8 protein-coding genes are annotated in these 21,896 nt (G+C 41.5%); 1 reads left to right on the plus strand and 7 read right to left on the minus strand.

Features of this window, described 5'->3' with window-relative positions; all coding sequences use genetic code 11:
• The first annotated feature begins 150 nt into the window (after window positions 1-150).
• Window positions 151-1,170 (plus strand): hypothetical protein, encoded by a 1,020-nt coding sequence (locus CL667_14585; GenBank protein MAL18921.1) that lies wholly within the window; start codon window positions 151-153, stop codon window positions 1,168-1,170.
• 199 nt (window positions 1,171-1,369) lie between these two features.
• On the opposite strand, the gene CL667_14590 is transcribed toward CL667_14585, so the two are convergent.
• The 7 genes from CL667_14590 to CL667_14620 all read right to left on the minus strand — a co-directional run bounded on the left by CL667_14590 (window position 1,370) and on the right by CL667_14620 (window position 21,896).
• Window positions 1,370-2,317, minus strand: a complete 948-nt coding sequence (locus CL667_14590) for a hypothetical protein (protein MAL18922.1) — start codon at window positions 2,315-2,317, stop codon at window positions 1,370-1,372.
• Between the two features lie 118 nt (window positions 2,318-2,435).
• On the minus strand, window positions 2,436-5,543 hold the full coding sequence (locus tag CL667_14595; protein ID MAL18923.1) for an acriflavin resistance protein: 3,108 nt from the start codon (window positions 5,541-5,543) through the stop codon (window positions 2,436-2,438).
• Window positions 5,544-5,554: 11 nt separating this feature from the next.
• Window positions 5,555-6,889 (minus strand): efflux transporter periplasmic adaptor subunit, encoded by a 1,335-nt coding sequence (locus CL667_14600; protein MAL18924.1) that lies wholly within the window; start codon window positions 6,887-6,889, stop codon window positions 5,555-5,557.
• Window positions 6,890-7,032: 143 nt separating this feature from the next.
• Complete coding sequence (locus CL667_14605) at window positions 7,033-16,812, minus strand: hypothetical protein (GenBank protein ID MAL18925.1); 9,780 nt, start codon at window positions 16,810-16,812, stop codon at window positions 7,033-7,035.
• Window positions 16,790-17,719: a hypothetical protein gene (locus CL667_14610; GenBank protein MAL18926.1), complete on the minus strand. Its 930-nt coding sequence runs from the start codon at window positions 17,717-17,719 to the stop codon at window positions 16,790-16,792. The genes CL667_14605 and CL667_14610 overlap by 23 nt, the downstream gene beginning before the upstream one ends.
• Window positions 17,720-17,747: 28 nt before the next feature.
• Window positions 17,748-19,730 carry a hypothetical protein gene (locus CL667_14615; GenBank protein MAL18927.1) on the minus strand — a complete coding sequence of 661 codons (1,983 nt, stop codon included), beginning with the start codon at window positions 19,728-19,730 and terminating at the stop codon, window positions 17,748-17,750.
• Window positions 19,731-19,979: 249 nt separating this feature from the next.
• Window positions 19,980-21,896, minus strand: a complete 1,917-nt coding sequence (locus tag CL667_14620; protein ID MAL18928.1) for a hypothetical protein — start codon at window positions 21,894-21,896, stop codon at window positions 19,980-19,982.

A 21,896-nucleotide genomic window follows, 5' to 3' on the forward strand; every position in this document is an offset into this window, starting at 1 on the left:
ACTCTAATTTATCTATTCTTAAGTGCTTTAATTACAAACAGTAGATGTCTATTTAAGATGAATTACTCTTCCTTACAAAAGTTATTGATAATAGTATTAGCCGGGGCTATATCAATCTCTTGCAGCAACGATAGTGAGATAAACCAAAACATGTTGAATGACATCGTTTCATTCACACCTAATGAGATAAGAAGTTTTGATCATATTGAGGGTAATTACTTTAGTCATTTAGGATATGAGAGTAAAGTATTGGAAAACGGGAATATCGTTTTTGCTGATCGGCAATTATCTAATATTTTTGTTATTAGTCCTGAAGGTGAGCTTCGAAAACTAGTAAGACAAGGGAGAGGACCAGGAGAAATATTGGATGCTTACAGTTTTACGGTAAATAGTGAAGGTCATTTGTTTACTTATGATCAAGACAATAATAAGCTGTTAGAATTTGATGATGAGTTTGAATTTTTTGAAAGCTACTTTCCCCAAGAGTATGGTAGCAGCACCGTTTCTTATGCTTATGAAGTCGGGAAAGGAAATTTTGTTTTTGAGTTGCATTCCTTTGAGTATCTCAATAATCCGGACAAAACAAAAGAGAAGGTTTTTGTTCAATATGATGACAATAAGGAGGAATTTGGTAAGGAATGGTCTGTTGCTGATAAACCATATGCGATTCTGAGAATAGCTGGAAGAGTTGTAGGTGCTGGAAACGTTCCATTTGCCTTCGATCAGCTTACCTATCCAAATGCGAATAATAATTCCATTTTTATATTCAATACAGATTCACCGTTTATAGCGGAAATTGATGCAAATTATGACACCCTAAATACTATACCAGTAAACTTGCCTATTGAGAAAGTAAACTCTGCTGAACGAGATTCTATTGAGCAGGAAAATAGGAAAGAGCAATGGGATACCATGGAGGATATGATTCCAGAGACTAAAACTCAGGCTGACAAAATGCTTTACCACGACGGGAAATTCTGGTTAAAGTCGAACCTGCGGGGAAATTACCAAAAGTGGTTTGTAGTAAATATGGATGGACAGATTCTAAGAGCTGTTAACCTTCCCAAAGAAAGTATCTTAATGCACGTATCTGATGAGCATCTTGGTGTGCGAATGGATGATGTAACTTTTGCGCTATATGAAAATCCAATCAGTGAGGTGCAAAATTAGCAGTACTTTGAAGTACTATGTGCTTTTTCTAAAATCATAAAGATTAATCCGTTCAACTTGAGATCCCTCGTGTTTGATAATTGATTCCTCGAAAAGAATCCCAGGCACTCGGGATGACAAATCAAGACGTACAATCGTCAACCGTCACTGGTCATTGGTCATTAGTCATTGGTCATTGAAACTTGGGATTTAAGAAACATTACTTCTTCGCCTGCTCTTCCTTTTCTTTCAGGATATAATTGGCATATAGAAATTCAAGCGCTGCAGACTCATAGCCTTTCCAGTTTTGAATCAGCTCCTGAAATCGTTCTTCAGATGTATTGTGAGGATCTTCTCCGTAGCTCCAGATGATCCAGCGTCGCAATCCTTTCTCTTCTCCGCTTTTTTTGTTGGAAGGGAAAACGGCGTCTGTTCGTCCGCGCATCATCATCAAATCCTGTCCGGAAGTGGGACCGATGCCTTTAATACTGGTGATTTTGTCGTAGAACTCTTGAGGCTCACAATTCATCAAGTGGTCCATATCGACTTCACCCGCTACAATATCGTTTGCCAATCCAACCAGATACTGCCCTTTTCTTAGAGTAGGACCCATTTTACGGATCTGGGCAGGGTCAGCCTTCATCAGCTGATGGGGGCGAGGCCAGGCGGGTAAAGATTTCTTACCCAAGGTAAGTGCGGTTCCGTAGCCTTCCCGGATTTTGAACATCATCTTTTTAGCGGTCGGCTTGTGATTCATCTGCATCTGTACAATGCGATATAGAATATCCTCAAACAAATTAGCGCGGGTCATTCGCTTAAGTCCGTAGAGGTCTGTTAGCTTATCCCCCAAAACAGGGTCTTTCTCAGCTTTGTCATAAAGTGGACGCAAATCCATGTCGGTGCCAAAAATTTTTGCCAGACTTTCATTGGCTAATCCGATTTCTTCTTTGGAAAGCGACTCCGGGGATTCAATATGAAATTCCGGATTCTCAGGGTCGCCATTAAAGAAAATAGTAACGATGATATCAGTATCTCCAACTGGAATAGGGCGCGTAAATCCTTCCTCAAAAACTTTTTCCGGCTCATGTTCATGATCGAAATATGATTCGATATCCAGGCAAAGAAACCAGTCGTGAGGAGGGATGGATTTGAGGGTCCAGGAGCTCATGGTAAAATATTAGTTTGAAGGTATGTGATACTAAGAATCAACGAAAAGGATGAATCGTTTCAAAATAAAAAAGGCCACTGAAAATCAGCAGCCTTTATAATATTGAGAGTCTTAACTGTTAGTTAGCCAGTTCTACTTCTTTAGTACTGCTAAAAGGATTCCAATTAATGGCTTTTGCCTTTTCTAGCAGTTGATCTGTAGTAATGTAAACAACAGGGATAAAGATCAGCGTAACAAGAGTAGAAGCTGTTAATCCACCAATCACAACTCTGGCAAGAGAAGCTTGAATTTCGGCTCCGGCGCCCAATCCAAACGAAAGAGGAAGAAGGCCCAATACGGTAGTCAAGGTAGTCATAAGGATTGGTCGGAGGCGTAAACGTCCTGCTTCAATAACCGCTTCTAAAACCGGCATATTCTTTTCCCGCCTCATGAGATTAATGTAATCGACCAGAACGATGGCATTATTAACCACAATCCCGACGAGCATTATCATCCCCATTAAACTTTGGATGTTTAGTGTAGTTCCAGTTAATAAAAGGGCGGGGATTACACCAATCATCGCTAAAGGTACAGAGAACATAACCACCAGCGGATCAAGGAAACGCTCGAACTGTCCGGCCATCACCATATAAATAAGAATGAGGGCCATGATGATTGACATGGCGAAGTCATCAGCAGCTTTTTGCTGTTCTTCATACTCTCCACCGAAAACAATAGTGAAACCGGATGGCAGAGGGAAGTCAGACAGTTCAGCCTGAATAGATTCGACCGCTTCACCGAGTGCAATTCCACTTTCAAGGTTTGCGGTGATGTTTGTTACTCGCTGTCCATTGATACGGTTGATATCTTCAGGTCCGCGACCGCTTTCTTTTCTTATGACAGAAGAGACGGGTATCACACCTCCGTCAGGTGTACGAATTGAAATGTTATCAATATCCAAAGTTCCTAAGCGATCTTCAGGTTGCAGGCGAACGGTGATTGGATATTCGTCGCCACCAATACGGTAAGAACCTGCTCGGCTACCGCCAATATTTGTCTGTATAACTTGTGCTACTTCACGTACCGAAAGGCCCAGATCGGCGATTTTCTCGCGGTCAAACAAAATCCGTTCTTCCGGAGTACCTTCACTTCTCCCGGCGCGTACCTCAACAATACCCGGAATGTTTTCTACACGCAGCTTAATCTCTTGAGCGATTTCATAGGCTTTATCAATGTCATAACCGCGAAGTTCAAACTGTACGTCCTCGCCGCCACCGCCGCCAAATACACGGCGAAGGATCCATAATCCGGATTGAGCATCAACTCTGATATCAGCACCCGGAACTTTGCCGGTTAAATTTTCACGAATTTCAGCAGCCAGGTCTGAGGTGCTTTGAGATCGCTCAGACTGAGGTACCATGGCTATTTCAACCTCAGCACGGCCATCCCGTACTTCAGTAGTGAAATATTCAACATCCTCCATGGGCAGCGTAGCGCGTACAATATCTTCGAGCTCTTTCAGATAGAGATTTTGAACAGCTATGTTGGTTCCGTCTGCCATTTCTAAATCGATATCAATTTCGTCAGCATCTGTCTGTGGGGCTAGTTCAACAGGAATAATAGGAACGAGCAAGAAGCTGCCCACGACCAATACAGCAGTGACTACAAAAACCATAGGTTTGTGTTGGAGCGTTTTTTCAAGAATACCTGAATATTTGGTTTCCAGCTTCAAAAAGAATTTCTGAAATTTTCCTTTCTTGTTGTCCATTCCCTTCTGAACGGTAAGGAACCTGCTGGAAAGCATAGGAACTAACGTCAGGGCTACCAATAATGAACAGACAAGGGCAAAGACTACTACCAGTGCCAATTCTTGAAATAATAAACCAGAGACGGTCTGCATAAAAACAACAGGAAGGAAAATTACACAAGTTGTTAAAGTGGAGGCTACAATAGCTCCGGCTACCTGTTTAGTACCGATTAAAGCGCTGGTTTCTAAATCTTCGCCTTCTTCTTCCCGAAGCCGGATGATGTTTTCTAATACTACAATTCCATTATCTACAATGAGGCCAACACCAAGAGCCAGTCCTCCAAAGCTCATTTGATTGAGGGTCAGATCGTTGAAATAGAGAAGCGCAAAAGTGGCAATGATGGAAATTGGAATCGCCATCGCTATAATAAAGGTGGATGAGCCATTTCTGAAAAAGACATAGAGTACTACCACCGCGAGTAAAGCTCCCCACATGGCTGAACTTTGCACATTGTCTATAGAACTTTGAATAAATTCACTTTGGTCGGTAGTAATAAAAAGGTTTAGATCACTTCGCTGGCTATTGATCTGTTCAATTTCTTTTCGGATGTCTTCTGCAACAGCGACTGTGTTTGCTCCCGTTTGTTTACGAATTCCAAATCGAACCATCGGTTTCTCATCAATAGAAACAACCCGGTCTAAATCTTGATAACCAAAGGAGACATTTGCTACATCTTTAACACGAATAGGTTTGCTGTCTACGGTCGTGATAACTGTATTCGCAATTTGTTCGATGGACTCATATTCACCTAAAGTACGAACGTAAAGCTGTTGGAGCCCGGAGTTTACATTACCACCGGGGAGATTTGCATTTTCACGAGCAATAGCTTGCTGTACCTGAGCCGTGGAAAGTCCACTGGCAATAAGCCGGTCTCTTTTGATGTCGACTTTCACTTCACGGTTAATACCACCCCATATATCAATAGAACCAACACCATTTATTTGTTCAAATCGTTTGGTGATTTCGCGATCGAGCAGAACCGTTAGTTCAGCCAGATTCATATCTGAGTTAGCACCGATAATAACGATTGGGAAATTATTGGGATCAAATTTCCAGATGCGGGGTGCATCGGCTTCAGGGGGAATTGTTCCCCGAACTCGATCTAGGGCAGCTCGGACATCATTAGAAGCTACATCCACATCTACGCTTTGAGCGAACTCAAGAGTCACCCGGCTGCGCCCTTCACTAGAACTGGAACGGACTCTTTCAACTCCGGGGACACCGGCCAGAGCATTTTCAATAGGCTCTGTTATAATTTGCTCCATCTCCGCTGGCCCAACATTGGGATACTCAGTAGCAACAGTAAGCTGCGGGTATTCGATGGGCGGGAGGAGATCAACTGGCAGGAAACGAAAGCCTATTACACCAAGGGTAATAATGATCAAAAAGACCATCGAAGTAGCAATAGGACGCTTTATAGAGGTTTCTGTAATTGGCATGATCGTGGCGTTTAGAGAGTTACGTTATTTTGTGCACCATCACGCTCTTGCATGATTTCTTTCAATAAATCTTCCCGCTGAAGCTGTTGCAGCTGGAAGATACGTTCCCAACTCATAGTGCGAATACGAGCTTGTGTACGTCCCTCAGACAATAAATCTTGACCTACAGTGACAATCCATTGCCCGCTTTCTAAACCATTCACCCCTAATTCCATTCTACCCTGAGCAATTACATCAACTGGTTTAAACTGAACGGGAGTTGGTTCGGTCATGGATCTTGGTCTGACAGCGCCATTATTACTGGTGTCGCTAACAGGCTTAATTTCAGAACCAAGTGAGGAAGCAATAAATACACCCTGCTCTCCACTTGTAGGATCTGTGTAAAGAGCGCTTACAGGAATGAGGGTAGCCTGCTGACTTTCACCAAAGAAAATATCTACAGGAACGAACATCCCTGGACGAAGAAGTCCGTTTACATTGTCTACATCAATCTCAGCCTCTGTACTTCGTGTAATTTCATTTAGAAAAGGGGAGATGCGGGATAGCTTAGCATTAATTGGAACTTTCTGGCCATCACCGTTTTCAACTATGATACGTGCAGATTGACCTACCTGTATTTTATTAAGCATGTTTTCAGTTAGGATGATCTCGACTTTTAACTTTGTAAGATCACCAATAAGAAAAAGCTGAGTGCCTGTATTTGCCTGCATCCCAATTTCAGCATTTCGTTGCCCAACTGTTCCCGAAATGGGAGCCCGGATAACAGCTTTGTCGAGTTCATCTCTACGTTCTTCTACTAATGATGCTGCTTGTTCTAGTCGTGCTTCAGCGAGCTCAACGTTAGCTTCTGCTGAAAGTAACTGTGCCTCAATTTGCTCAACTTCAACATCACTGGTTAAATCTTTTTCTTCGAGCTGTTTGGTACGTTTGAATTCGGACTGGACCTCGGCAAGCTGAGCTTTGGATTGCTTTAGCTGAGCATTGTTGATTTTATAGCCTGCTTCAGCTTGTTGTAGCTGTTTTTGTAGTACATCTGTATTTAGCTGGACTAATTTCTCGCCCTTCTCAACATACTGTCCGTTGCGAACGAAAACTTGTTCAACCGTTCCCGATATCTGAGGATATAGAGGAACCTGATTTTCGGATCTCACATTACCACTGAATCGTTCTACGAGTGGTAGTGATCCAAATCGGGCTTGAACTGCCTCAACGGATGGAATGACAGAGTTACCTCTATCTGTATTTTGGGCATTATTACTATCACTATCTGAGCATGCACTCAGTGATGCAATCAGCAATGCTGATAAAAGAAGGTTGGTTACTTTAAAAGGCTTTTTCATAATCATTAGTTGGGTTCGATTAAAGTTAACCCGATTATGTGGAAAAGCGCTCCCTCTGATTTGTTAAATGCTATTAAAAAGAAAGCCTCCATAAATAGTCACTTTTAAGTGAAATCTACGGGGGCTTTAAAAGCTTGAGAGAGATGGCTTTACTTAACCATCATCATTTTCTTAGTGGCGGTGTAAAATTTACCAGACTGTGACTGCACATTCAGTACGTAAATGTACATTCCCGAGGCATATCGGGAGGCATCCCAGTTCACTTTATAGTATCCCGCGCGGATGCTGTTCTCATTCAGCAACGTTTCAATTTTACGTCCGAGGATGTCATACACCGTCAGACTCACTTTCGCTTGTTCCGCCAGTTCATAGTGAATACTTGTAGACGGGTTAAACGGATTCGGATAGTTCTGTGAAAGTGTGAACGTTTCCGGAAGATCTTCACGAACCTGAACAGCTTTCATCGCTGTCTGTTGTAGTGATGGCTGATTTCTGGCACGAATATCAGAGCTGATGACCATCTCGGAGTCTTCATCACTGAGGGCACTAAAAGTTACAGAAACCATATCTCGGTCGGTAATAGAAGAAAGCGTTCCAAAGTTTGCGATGTTCAGCGTAAGGATACCGTTGGCAGTATCGGCATGAGAAAGAAATACATTCGCATTCTCACTATGAATATCAAATAGACCGCGGTCTTCAACACCTTCGAGTGTAAGCTTGTCCTCATCATAATCGATAATTAATGACAAGCCTTCCACACTGTCAGGGTGGGAGAGGCTAAAGTCATAGGTGACTTCCCGCTTTGCTTGCGATGGATTGGTTACATATTCAGCTTGAGTCTCCACTTTTTTATAACTGATGAAAGTCAGCGAATCAGCAAAGATTTCATCCATTAACTCTTTGGAAGCTGAGCTTGGGCCTGTTGCAGTCTTGTTAATGTCTGAGGTACCATCTAGCTCATTCCGCCCATTAGTTTGGCGAGAAGTTGTTCGAGCGGTGGTATTAGTTCCGTTGAATGATTTTCTCAAAGCCGCAAAGGAGTTTGCTTTGGCTGCTTTATTACGTTCCTGGGTTAGGTTCCAGTAGCGAATAAAGGCGACGATGTCATCAACGTTGAAGTTATTATCAGGAGCTAAGCGTGCATATGGGAATGAGCTTGAGCTAAAGTCCAAAGGACCTGTCTCAAAACTAAAGTTATCACTTCTCCACCCGTTGCCAAAGCTGACGAGGTCAGTCAGGTTGACTTCAAAATCAGCGGTGAAATCTCCAATCATGGTTGTGTAGAAATCCTGAGAAGCGAATACATCATCTGAACTAGTTTGCTGTCCATCATCATCAGTATCGATGAAATATTGTCCGCCACTGTTATCCGAAACAACCTGTGAAGACACTTCAACAGAGAGAGTATCTAATGCATAAAAACTCATGTTTTCGACCAGCAATTCATTTCCTGAAATGGAGAGGTCCCCAACAGGCAATGATTCTCCTGTTCTTGTAGTGATAGTTATGGCTCCCGAGAAGAAGTCAGTAAAGTTGGGAATGCTGTTGATACCGTTTGAAGAGTTAAAAAAGAGTGAAAAACCCTGATTTACCCTAATAATGTTATTACTTCCAGCATCCAGTCTTGTGATCTGAAGCGGATTAATGGTGAAGTTTCTAAACAAACCAATCTGAGAAGATGAATTTGATCTGTACGCTACATCAAGTCTTCCATTTCCATCCATGTCTGTGGCAACAACTCGGTCTATACTCGTGCTGCTTGAACCCAGATTGTTGGAAGATGAAAAACTACCATTTCCAGTATTCCGGAACCAAAATGCTTCTCGGGTATTTGGAGATGAAGTGATGATATCTTTAAGTCCATCTCCATCCAGATCAGCTATAGCAACGTCAGATGCGCCGCTAATTCCACTACCGCCTGTAATGGTGGTGAATGAACCTTGACTATCAGAATTAATCAGAACTTCAATAAGATCGTCATCTGAAGAAGCGTAAATAAGATCAAGATCACCATCGTTGTCTAAATCACTACCTATGACTTTCTCAGGGAAATTAATACCGGTAAGAGTGGTTTCGGTGAAGCTGCCATCGCCATTATTATAGTAGGCGGCAATTATATTCCGTCCCTGTATTGCAGCAACAACATCAACGAGCCTGTCTCCATTGAAATCCCCGGCGTAAATAGATCGAATGTTTCCGGCAGAGCTGGCAACAATGTTTTCTGCTCCAAAGGATACTGAAGAATTAACGCTCGTATTCTCATACCAGCTGATTTTGCCATCATTACTTGAAGAGATTATGACATCCTCATATCCGTCATCATTAATGTCGGCTGAAGCAATATCTGTAATACCGGAGTGGCTTACCGTAATAGATGTAAGGTCTAAGAAAGAAGACCGATTTGTGCTGCCATTATTCTTAAGCACATGAAAGACGTTATCCTGATAAGAAGTAAACACAAAATCAGGATAGTCCGTACCAAAGATGCTGGTAGGTTTGATGATATTTGGGTCAATCGAGCTGCCTAAGTTTATATTTCTTAGCTGGCTGTAAGGGTTGGAGCCATCAGAATAATAAAGGCCAATTTGGTTCAAGTCCGGTCTTGTTACCACCAAATCTTCTAAACCGTCACTGTCTAAGTCAGCACTTGCTATACTACCTGTACCACCTCCACCACCGGCTGTTTCGGTTGGTGAAGAAAAGGTTCCGTCATTCTCAGTGAGTAACCTGAAAGGTGCTGGATAATTATAGTTAATACCGTTTGTTGTGATCGAAATATCAGTTGTTCCAGACAAGCCCGATGGAACTTCAACTGTAACCAGATTAGGATACGTATCGATGACGTTCGCCGAGGTGTTACCAAAGTTAACGGTTGTGCTTCCTGAAATTCCGACCCCGGAAATTCGGATAATATTGCCTGCGACACCGGCTAAAGGCTCAATGTTCGCTATTTGAGTAGAAATAGCTTTTATAGCTACACTGTCAGATCGGGTTTGAGTTCCGTTATCGTCAACAGAAGCAACGCGGTAGTAATAAGTGACAGCATTGGTGATGTCATTGTCTGTAAAGGATGTTTCCGTTTGAACACCATTTGATACAGACACGTAATTATCTACAGGCTCAACACTACGATAGATCTCATATCCTTGTAAATCAGTGTCGCTGTTTGCATCCCAATTCAGTATCACGCTTCCAATATCTCGAGAAGCCGTGATACCGGTTGGAGCGTCTGGCGGGGTGTCAACATTGTTGATCTGTAAAATAGAATTGGATGTATAGTCACTGGCAAGGATATCTAAATCACCGTCGCCGTTAAGATCAGAAATAGCAAGAGCTCTGATTTCTCCCGCACCGGTAACTAAGTATTCAGCAGCACTAAAGTTCTCAGAACCTAAATTTCTATACAACACTACATCGCCATTAAGAGTACCAACAACAACTTCGAGTAATCCATCACCATTAAGATCACCTACTGCTGCAGTAGTCGGATCAATTAGGTCCTCAGAAATAATTTTCTGAGTTGAGAAAGAACCAGAACCGGCATTGTTTGAGTACCAGGCTACTTTAGAATCTGTTTGAGATATGGTCAGGAGGTCTACATCACTGTCACCATCAATATTGCCGGCTATAACATTTCTTGGCAGATCAAAAGAAGAAGTAATTAATGTTCGTCCTCCAAATGAACTTCCATTATTCGGATAGTAAACCAGCTGATCGGTTCCTTCAAGTGTTGCAATAATTTCAAATCGACCATCTTCATTGATATCAACTCCAGCGATATCATTTACGAGCGGGGCATTTGAATCAACCGTTACTTGCGTTGTGAAATTTCCAGTTCCATCATTCTGATAAAGGAAAATATCGTCTGTAATTCTGCTAGAGTGTATAAGATCAATATCGCCATCTCCATCAGCATCAAAGGCAAGAAGTGATTGTTCAGAATAATCATTACCTACACGTTCAGGGAAAGATTGAACGGTGCTGGTAGAAACTAATCCAAAAGATCCATCTCCGTTGTTTGAATACCAGATTAAAGATCGATCATAAACAGCAGCTATATCAATCAGGGTATCTCCATCAAAATCTGCATAGACAACATCTCTGGCTCCGAGGTTGCCTTCATTACCGATGCTCTGAACTCCTGAAAAGCTTCCATCTCCTTGATTAGCTAAGGAAATTAGATTCTCACCGGCAGATTGATTGTAGAGTGAAGCCAGAATATCGTTATCAAGATCAGAATCTAAATCAATGGCTCTCAGCGTAGTTGCTCCCAAAATACCGGAAGGTAAAATTGAGTTTGCTTCCTGGAAGAATCCACTTTCGCCAGCTGTTGTTTCGAGTACGGTAAATAAATCTGGGAGAGGCAAGAATATTGTACCACTAACAGTAACCAGAACTTCGTGATTACCGGGAGTAATACTTGGTACTGTTACCACAATTTGATTTGGCAATTGGGTAACAACAGGTGCGTCAATTTCACCAATGTCAACAAGTACAGAACCTGCTGTAGTAGGTAAGTTAGTACCATAGATAGTTATAGAGGTACCTGCATCAGCGGCTGTTGTGTTGATGCCATAAACAGAAATGATATCAAAACCACTTGTGGCTTCATTACTGAGGTCGCTTTGGATATTTAAATCAGAACTGTAAGTAGCAATCCGGTAATAATAGCGGGTATTTGCCTGAACATTACTGTCAACAAAAGAAGTACCCGTCAATAATGATGGATTTATTTTAGTTGCTGAAGTAGAATCTGTAAAAGGCTCTGTGGCTCTATAAATATTATATCCTGAAGCATTGACAGATAAACTCTGATCCCAACTCAGGTTAATAGATGAAGCTGCTTCATTAGCTACCACATTTGAAGGAGGGGAGACCGATAAATCAATGATGTCAGTCTGATTAATAGGCTCAAGGCGATAATCACCAACCTCCCCTTCGCTTACAATACCTTCAAAGGCAAATGTTTCAGGAATTTCAGTGCCGAGTATATTCGTAAATAGGGGGCCTGAAGCGTATAGAAAGCTATTTTGATTAAGAATATCAGATTCATAAAGATCATATGATGTGAATTCCCGGAAAGTTGAACCGGTACTGTCGGTTGATAAGTCATTAATGCGAACTAATACCGACTCATAGGTTTCAGATACATCATCAAGAGTGATCGTTATAGGATCAGGTAAAGTATTTCCGGTAGAAAGAGAGGTGTATTCCTGAATATTTACGATTTCCATGAGTCCGCCAAATTCAGATCTCTGTCCTAAAATTTCTAAGGAATCACCTTCCTGAATATTCTGGCCAAAAACTACATCATTAAAATCTGCTGCTCGATAAACATGCAGGCCAGCAGAACCATCCTGTAATTTGAAGATATTGTCTGTACGGCGGGTTACAATACCACGCACCCGAATATAAGAGCCTTTAGTCGTCAACCGAGCATCTGCAATTGATGAAAGATTTACACTAAGAGTACCCGTGTTTTCGTACCAGGCTATTTTATCGTCAAGGCGGGAGGCAGAGAGTACATCCAGATCGCCGTCACTGTCGAGGTCGGCGGCATATACGCTTTCAGCTCCAGCAGCAATAGTAGTAATATCGGCTTGAGTGCTAAAAGAACCGTTACCGTTATTTTGGTACCAGGCAATTTTGTTGTCAGATAGTGAAGCGGATAGTACGTCTTGGTCGCCATCGCCGTCGAGGTCGGCGGCATATACGGTATTGGCACCATCAGCAAGGGTAGAAATAATGGTTTGAGCGCCAAAGGTGCCGTCCCCGTTATTTTCGTACCAGGCAATTTTATCGTCAAGGCTGGAGGCAGAGAGCACATCCAGGTCGCCGTCGCCGTCGAGGTCTATAGCATATACGCTTTGGGCACCGTCAGCAAAGGTAGAAATAATGGTTTGAGCGCCAAAAGTACCGTCGCCATTATTTTGGTACCAAGCAATTTTGTCGTCAAAGAAAGACGCGGATAGCACGTCTTGGTCTCCATCGCCGTCAAGGTCAGCCGCATATACACTTCTGCCACTACTGGTGAGGGTAGAAATAGTGGTTTGAGCGCCAAAGGTGCCGTCGCCGTTATTTTCGTACCAGGCAATTTTGTCGTCTGATTTAGAAGCAGAGAGTACATCTATATCACCGTCATTGTCTAGGTCTATCGCATATACGCTTTCAGCACCGTCAGCGAGGGTAGAAATAACGGTTTGAGAGGCGAAGGTACCGTCGCCATTATTTTGGTACCAGGCAATTTTGTCGTCAAAGCTAGAAGCGGATAACACGTCTTGGTCTCCGTCGCCGTCGAGGTCAGCCGCATAAACGCTACTAGGCCCGTTAGCAAGGGTAGAAATAACGGTTTGAGTGCCAAAAGTACCGTCGCCATTATTTTGGTACCAGGCAATTTTGTCATCAGTGTAGGAAGCAGAGATTACGTCCAGATCGCCATCACCATCGAGGTCGGTTGCAAATACGCTATAAGCTGCATCTCCAAGTGTAGAAATAACAGATTGAGTGGCAAAGTTAGCGGAAATAGGTTGGAGTGAAGTAAAATTACCCGCATAAGTCTCTGAGAAAGAGTTAGCTGTAACTGAGACCTCTGCATTTCCGGGGCTAACAGCTGGGACCGTTACGACCAATTTAGTTGCTGAAGCTTCTACAACATCTGCTGAAAAGCCTCCAATGGAAACCGCATTTGATGTTGGGTTTGAATCAAATCCTTTACCATAAATAGTAATATTAGTTCCAGGCGCAGCCGCTTCAGGGAATACTTTTGATATAGCAAAATTCAATCCTGCGGCTATATCTTCTTCATAGGTAGGGGTTAGTTGGTAACCGCCGTTAGCTGACGCGGTTGCTAAGGTTGACTGACGTAAAACACCTACGTAGTTAAACAGACTAGGTATCTCAACACCATCTAATTCATTCTGTATTGCCCCGCCAATCCTCATAGTAGAAGGATAGGTAACTCCATCTTGGATAAGGTCGTATGAAGTGTCGTTTGTAAAAGTACCCGAGCTAGGCGTGGAAATATTTGTGATCTTTACCAATTCAGATTCATATTCTTCTCCCAAATCAGCAAGAGTTATCTCCTGTGGTTCAGGTAACGCGTTATTACGTGACGGTACAGAGAAATCCGTAACATTATCAAATTCTAAAAGACTATTAAATTCGGTAAGCTGTCCTGTAACAATCAGGGAATCTCCTGCAACGATATCACCATTAATTATTGCAGTATCAATAGCTGAAGCTGATGGAGCAAAAACATGCAGCCCAGAATTTCCATCTTGGATAGAAATGTTATTTCCTAATACTCTTGTAACTACCCCTTTTGTTTTCAGGGTGGTACCTAATGAAGCATTCCGTACATCAGCAATAGGGGTGACAGGTAAATTACCAATGAACTCAATATCGTCCCAATAATAAGTCTGTTCTCCGGCATCGGCTCCGGTTGTTCCAAAGTTGAAGAAGATGGTTAATTTATCGTAAATATTTCCAAAGTTGATTGCAGAAGTGCCATCTAAATGATTACTAAAGTCAAAATACAAGGTTTCCCACCCACCGGATGTTGTAGTATTTACTTGAGTCTCAACACTAATATTTATATCAGAGGTATTTTCTGCTTTAAGCAAAATTGGGATGCCGGCAGCCGGAGACCAAACTCTTACACTCATTAGTGTATTACCGGAGGAGAAAGGGATAGCTTCAGCCAGGTCCATAGTGGTTCCGGCTATATTTTCTGCAAGCTGACTTCGTACAGTTTCAGCTACTAAATTTGAAGAGTTCTCTGGGTCCTGAACAACACGTGAGGAATTTCCACCAAAATCTATGAAGTCGTAAAAAACGCCGCTGTCGTCAAAAGTGATTGGGAGACTTGGAGTAACTAATGGAATTCCTGTGTTTTCATACCAGGAAATCTCATCATTGAATTCGGAGGCAGTGAGTACATCTAAGTCGCCATCTCCATCCAGGTCGGCAGCTATTACTGTATTAGCTCCATCAGCTAAGTCGGTAATTATTTGTTGGCTTCCAAAGGTTCCGTCTCCAAAGCTTTCATACCAGGCAATTTTGTCGTCGAAAGTAGAAGCTGATAGAACATCTTGATCACCGTCCCCATCCAAATCAGCTGTATAAACACTAGCTGCTCCATCAGCAATGTTTGAGATGATATTCTGATTAGAAAAAGTCCCGTCTCCAAAGTTTTCATACCAGGCAATACGGTCATCATTTATAGAGCTGGAAAGTATATCCATGTCTCCATCATTGTCTAAATCTGAGGCAAATACATCAGTTGCTACATCTCCACCACCAATATTTGTACTCGCTGCAAAAGTGCCATCTCCGTTATTTGGGTACCATGCAATTTCGACACCAGAGGCAGCGGAAATCACGTCTAAATCACCGTCATTATCTAGATCGGCTGTGTAAACATTTTGTGGCTGTGTTGCAGAGGTAGATATGTTAACTGCCGGTGCAAAAGTAGCATCCCCAAAGTTTTCATACCAGTCAATCCTATTGTCGAAAAGAGAAGTGATTAATATGTCTACATCACCATCACCGTCAATATCTGCCGTATGCAAACCATTTAAGCCACTATAAAAACCAGAAGAGAGTATAGTTTCTGTGAAGAAGTTTCCTGCTCCATCATTTTCATACCAAACAAGTTGGTTGTTGGCTGTTGTATAAACGACATCAAGGTCACCATCTCCATCAAAGTCTGCTGCACGTACCTTTCTTGCATCGCTGGCATTGATGGTAATCAAAGATTCAGAACCAAAGGTGCCATCCCCATTGTTAGCAAACCAAGAAATGGTGTTGTCAATACCGGAAGCTGTTAAAACATCCTGATCGCCGTCTCCGTCCAAATCGGCAGGGTATACATCAAATGCAGCATCACTGGAATTTGTGATCAGGTTCTGGCTTCCAAAAGAAGCATTTGTTTGATCCAGAACCGTAAATAAATCAGGGTAGGTGTATTCTCCAATGATGGTGGAGAGAGTTAAGTCATAATTACCAGGGGATAAATTCTCATTGACCTGAAAAGTCATTTTGTTATCTGACTGAGCAAGGTTGAACCAATAATATCCTGTATCACCAAAATAAACTCGGTTTGATATGTTCTCTGTGGTGAGCCCGCTACCATATAAATTAATTACCTGTCCTTTCGCTGAAGCTACAGGCTCAACTTTGGTTATACGGGCCAGTGATCCATCAGCATTAAAAATTGAGATATTATCTACGAATGCTGCATCAATCCCTGCAGAATTACTTCCATCTTTGGAATACCAAAAGTCAATTTCTCTGACTCCTTCGCTTAGGGAGTATAAACCACTCTGTGTCCAGGGAATCTCTCCGGATTCATCTAAAATTCGATTACCATCCACTTCAACATGCAAGTAATCCCAGCCTGGTTCTGAACTTACTTTATATCTAAACTGAAGGTCACCACCTCCGGGAGCTACCTTTACAAAGAATTTGATATTAACCGCCTCAGAATCGTTAATATCGGGGCTCATTAGGCTATAGCTATCTAAGTAGGTAGTATCAATAGCTTGAACAATTTGGAAGTAGTTGTTTACATTTGCAACAGTATCACCTGGTTGACCAGTATCAAACCTAAGAAATCCGGGTTCGCCAGAGAAGTAAGTGCCATTTGGGTATCCTGCTTCAAAGTCGTAGGTAAGGTCATAGAGTAGTGAATTATCAAGACTGGCAGGTGCTTTTTTCTGGCTCTGCTCCAAGTTTTTGAATCTTGGGTCCTGCTCGACTTTGATATTCCTATCTTGTGATACAGCCTGCCCCATAGCAACGCTGGAAAAAAGGAGAAGAAAACCTAAACTTTTAATTGTGTACTTCATTGAACGTGGATTTAAAACTGATAGAAAATATGTGTCGATAAAGAGTATAAAATTTTGACTAGTTCTGGACAGTCGCCCCATGGAATTCAAGGATATCTATGTTGTTTCCAACCGAGGTTCTTAACTGAGAGTTACTCGAAATACTAATAGATGCTCCTCCTGAAAAGCTGGAAGTGGGGGAGAATGTGATTTCACAAACCTTACCGCCACCGCTTAGTGGAGAAGTATTACCCGCAATTCCAGCATCAATAGTTATAAAGCTTGCAGAAACTTCGGGCTCAACATATATAAGAGTGTTGGATCCGTCAGGGTTTAAAAAGCTTCCTTCTGAATCAAAAACCTGCACATTTGAAACTGTCAAACTTGAACTAGGATAATTAACCACCAACGAAAAAGCTGTTAAGTCATCCGACTCTTCAATTTCATCAAGGTAAATTTCAGCAGTAAATGTTCCATCGGTGTTGCTTGTAATGGTAACAGGGTTAAATAAGAATCCACGGCTTTGAAATGCGTCTACTGCAAAAAATCCGGTAAAAGAAGTATCAGCGGTTACTCCCTCATTACTGTAAGAGGCCTGAAGCTCAAATGAATACTGATTTCCTTCAAAAGTTTCTTTAAGGTTTGTAAGGGTAAAAGACCGATCAAAAGCATCAACATCAACAAAGTCACCGGCTGATATTGTTTGACCCGGTTCAGCATAAGCGAAACGAAACGAATATCTGGAGTAGTCAACGGTTTGGTTAACTAGTTCCCATGAGATGGTCTCATTATTTTCGTCAAAAGTAAAAACAGTACCTAAAGAAGTTCCGTCATTTGCAAGCTGTAGATCGGGAAACGCAAATGGATTATATCTAGGATCGTTGGGGTTTGACCTTTCATCTTCCGGGTTTTCAGGTAGTTCATTAATTCCATCGATAATTCCATCACAACTGGTGGCAATAAAAATTGCGCCTAATAAAGCGAGGAGGCTGAAATATTTTTTCGACATATGTTTTTTTATTGGATAGTCCATAATTCTAAAAATTTACCTTCATGCTAATTCCGGAATTCTGTGCATTAAATTCCAGCTTGGCTTGCTCAAACTTTTTCTTGTTTGAAGGCTGAAGTAAGAGGTCAAAAATTTCAATTCCTTTAACGGCTAAATAGGCAGTTATTCCAAGCTTGAGACCATCTAAAGCTGTTTGGGCATTATTATATTCTTGAACATAAGCGGCTTCAAGTTCAACGAAATTTTGTTGTGCAGTATTATATTCATTTAAGGCCGTTTGGTATTTATCGTAAGAAGAACCATAATCCAAGTAGGACTTTACGGAATACCCAATGGCACCAGCTCCTGCAAGGAAGTACAAAAATCCTCTGCCCTTACCTAGATATCCATGCCCAACACCGGGAAAAACAGCTCCCGGTAAAATAGAACGCCAGACAGCTTTCCCTTTGCTCCGAGGGTTATATTCATCAACAAAAGTAACTTCCTGCGATAAGGAGTTTACTTGTATTCTTTGCTCAATATCATCGAATCCATCTTTCTCAATTTTGATCTCATACTGTCCGAAAGGTATGGAAGGAAGTTGCAGCGGTAATTCTGTATATGTTCTTGAAAAGCCCGGTCCTTTTAACTCAAGCTCTGCATCTTCGAATAAGCTATTTATAGTTAAACTGCCGCGTCCTTCAACTCTGTTTAAATCAAAATTAATAGTTTTATCGTCGTTTCGAAGAATCTCGATTTGCTCTGTCTTTTGGTCGAAATTCTGGAGATCACCCGTCAGAGAGTAATTCCCAACAGGGAGGTCTCGTATGGTTCGCGGCCCAACCCATTCTTCAACGATGTTGCCATTCTGTCTAAGTGTAAACTCCACATTTTCTTGTTGAGCGATTACAAAAAGGTTTCCTGTAATCTGTCCAAGGGAAACATTCTCAACTAAAGTATCCCCTAAATTCACAGTAAAAGTCCGGCTTACAGCATCAAAACCCGAAGAACGAACTTCAAGGCTGTGTACTCCGGGAACAAGTTCAATATTTTCTGTAGAGCTTTGAGGCACATCATCAACTAAAACAGTAGCGGTGCTGGGTGTGGCGTTAACAGTGAGATATCCGACATACTTTTGGAGATTATAGTTAAGCTCTCGGTTTTCACTTGTTAAAACGAGCTCATCTTCTACGTTTGAATAGCCGGGTAGTGTTAACCTGACCTTTAAGTCTCCAGGATAAAGCAATATTCGCTGAGGTGTTTGTCCACTGGACCCTGGACTGTCATTAATATAGATTGAAGCTCCCTCAGGTTCAGAACTTATCAATACAGGAACTGGGTTAATCTTGTTTAGTGAAAATTGAAAAGAGTTTACGCGGTCGGCTGAAACGGTGATAGAATCATCCCGAAATTCATACTGATCTTTCCGTACCTGGATAAAGTGTTTACCGGTTGTTAATTCCGTATTAAAAACAGTTCCGTCAATTTCGCTAGGTTCACCATCAATAATGATACGGCTGTTTTCCGGAGTTACAGTAAACTGAACGGGTTCAGTAGTGGATTTTTGATTACCGGTAATTTGTATTTCCCAGACTTCGCCAGCGGCTAAGTTTATGCCCTCATCATTTAGAACAAGCTGGAAAGGAGGGAATCCTTCTTTAAAAATTTGAACTACTCGTTCGTTTGTGGATAGATATAGGAGGTTATAACCCGGTAACTGCTGAATTTTACTAATTCCGTTATTTGACCTGAATGTCAAACCAGTAAGGTCTGATACAATTCTCAAACCGGCAGTTAGATTTCCGTTTATATCTCTATTATCATCCCTGTCAGCAATAATCTCACCTGAGACCTTATTAGCTGAACCTACAACACGCATGGTTGCTAGCTCATCATCAGCTTCTTGGGCGTTAAGGTTGTTAAGTGGAAATATCCCAAATGTCAGGAAAAGAAAAATTGGGAGTAGTAACAGCTTTGATCTTTGTGTATGCACTTTTTTGTACTTCTTTAAATTAGAACCGTCTAAACCCATGCCATCGTTACCCTAAAGGTGATTTAGGCAGAGCTTACAAACTATTAGTAAAACTTTTACTACATAAATATGTAGTATTCGGGTAGTGGTATAGCACCCCCAATGGGAGCTATCCATGAATAAAGTTAGAGAAGAAATGATATGCAGGAATCCCCAAATTCCAACTAATCAATATTGTACCTCAAGCACCATTGCTAATGCCCTTAGTTTCCCCTCCCCAAAAAGACGAGTGAACCGTCTAAAATCAATTTAAAAATTCACACGAAAATTACCTAATTCTACAAGTGCGTCTTCAGACCACTCCTGAGGCTGCCATGCACGTACATAAATCTTTGGTTCTTCACCGTTAAAATCAATAAGTAAGAATAAGTAGCCTTCATCAGAGTAGTTGGTAGATGTATAACTCTGTCTCATGCTAATACCATAAATACCTTCCTGATTGTTCTTACGGATGATATTAAAGGTAGAAAAGCCCAGGTGAATATCAGGTTTTGTTTCAAATAGAATTTTCTGGCGAGCTATGAATTCATCTTTAGTTTGTCTGAGATATTCTACATTAGGTTGGGTTGGCTGATTTTGCTCATAAGCAAAATTATTGGTGTCATCTGCGTCAGCTCTTAAAACCCGGCCCGTAATAATCACGGCCTGATCTGCAAACATGGTTCCTAATTGGCTTAAATCCCGGGTCATGTAAGCAGTACGGTATTTTTCAACGAACTTTATCATCACCTGTCGCTTGTCCCAGTCTTTTCCATAGGTAGATTGTCTGCGGAATTCATCATACATGCCATCCATAATTCCAAAGTTGACATCAACAACCGCACCTGTACTATCAAAATCAGGAATTAAATATTCCTTACTCTGCATGTTAACAGAAGGATAGCGCGCAGTAGAAGAAAGCTGTCTGAATTCCCATCCTTCAAGTGTTTTGTTGATGTTTGACTTAGAAGTATTGTTTGAAATACTGAGGTTATTATGCCTTTCCAGTCTTTCGAGTTTGCTACTTAGGAATTCGTCCTGCTCCCAAACATCATTTGCTTTATCCTCGTTGAAATAAGCTTGTACATTTTTTAAGTGATCGGGCACTATTTCCTTTAATGCTTCTTCGTCAAGAGCTTCAATCTCCTCAACCTGCTCTTGAGAGTTGCTAAATTCTTCCAAAAATGTATTCAGCGTAAAGCTCTCACTCATAGGCTCAAGAGGTACTTTCTGCTGAATTTCTTCTTTCTTGGCTTGAGTGATCGGCTCATCTAGATCAAGCTCTTTAGGATAGTTAAACTTTGGACGCTGAACGAGATCCCAAAGATCACTCACTTCTTTAATTTCACCCTTATTCTCGTAGTAATCATATTTAACATTAATACGGAGGTCGTTAAACTGAGTGCTTGAACCGTAAAGATTTATAGTTGCAGTACCATCAATTGATTTTGCGGAAACAGAATTACTTCCATCCCAAAAACTGAAATCAAGTGTCTTAGCCTTCTCACCGTCTAAAAGTACGGCTACTGTTATCTCACGTTCCTTGTCAGTTAACATCTCATCAGAGATGATGTCGAAGGTTACGGATTGCATGATGTCTGGAATTCTAAAACCGGGTTCAACATATAAGTTATCGCCGTTATGCATCAACTGAGTTTCAGGAATGGAATTCAGCAAAACAATTGAGTAGTAATAGTATTTTAAAGCATTGGCATAGTTAGCCTCCTCCTCAAACTCTTCTGCTTTGTCGAAAATGTCTTTTACCAGTTGTTTCCGGTTTTCGAAAATTTCATTTACAGAAGCTTTCTCAATATATCGGAATACATAAATACCGCAGTCTCTAGGTTCCTTAAAGGTCTTTAAGTTCTTAAGCTTTGCAGAGGAGTAGGTTTTTACAATGCCTTCGACCTCTTCTTTATACTCGGCCTGGTTTCCTGAAATGTTCTCTGACACTTTATTAGTGAAAGAGGATTCAATGTTGACAGCGATTTTTGATAGAAGCTGGTCAATGGCTGCTGATTCACTCTCATTTTGGTTCGGAGAGCAAAATTCACCCCAATAATGATCTGAGCCAGATTGAATAGTTTCGATATCGGGCGTCTGACCAAAGGCGCTGGAAGTAATGATTACCGCAAATAGGAACGGTAATATTTGTTTTGTAAATGATGAGTTCTCTAAATGATGCAT

The sequence above is a fragment of the Balneola sp. genome, assembly GCA_002694685.1.
Classification (GTDB): domain Bacteria; phylum Bacteroidota; class Rhodothermia; order Balneolales; family Balneolaceae; genus Gracilimonas.

Coding starts and splice junctions, on each gene's coding strand:
- CL667_14585 (MAL18921.1), top strand. CDS start 151: ATGTTGAATGACATCGTTTCATTCACACCTAATGAGATAAGAAGTTTT.
- CL667_14590 (MAL18922.1), bottom strand. CDS start 2,317: ATGAGCTCCTGGACCCTCAAATCCATCCCTCCTCACGACTGGTTTCTT.
- CL667_14595 (MAL18923.1), bottom strand. CDS start 5,543: ATGCCAATTACAGAAACCTCTATAAAGCGTCCTATTGCTACTTCGATG.
- CL667_14600 (MAL18924.1), bottom strand. CDS start 6,889: ATGATTATGAAAAAGCCTTTTAAAGTAACCAACCTTCTTTTATCAGCA.
- CL667_14605 (MAL18925.1), bottom strand. CDS start 16,812: ATGGGGCGACTGTCCAGAACTAGTCAAAATTTTATACTCTTTATCGAC.
- CL667_14610 (MAL18926.1), bottom strand. CDS start 17,719: ATGTCGAAAAAATATTTCAGCCTCCTCGCTTTATTAGGCGCAATTTTT.
- CL667_14615 (MAL18927.1), bottom strand. CDS start 19,730: ATGGGTTTAGACGGTTCTAATTTAAAGAAGTACAAAAAAGTGCATACA.
- CL667_14620 (MAL18928.1), bottom strand. CDS start 21,896: ATGCATCATTTAGAGAACTCATCATTTACAAAACAAATATTACCGTTC.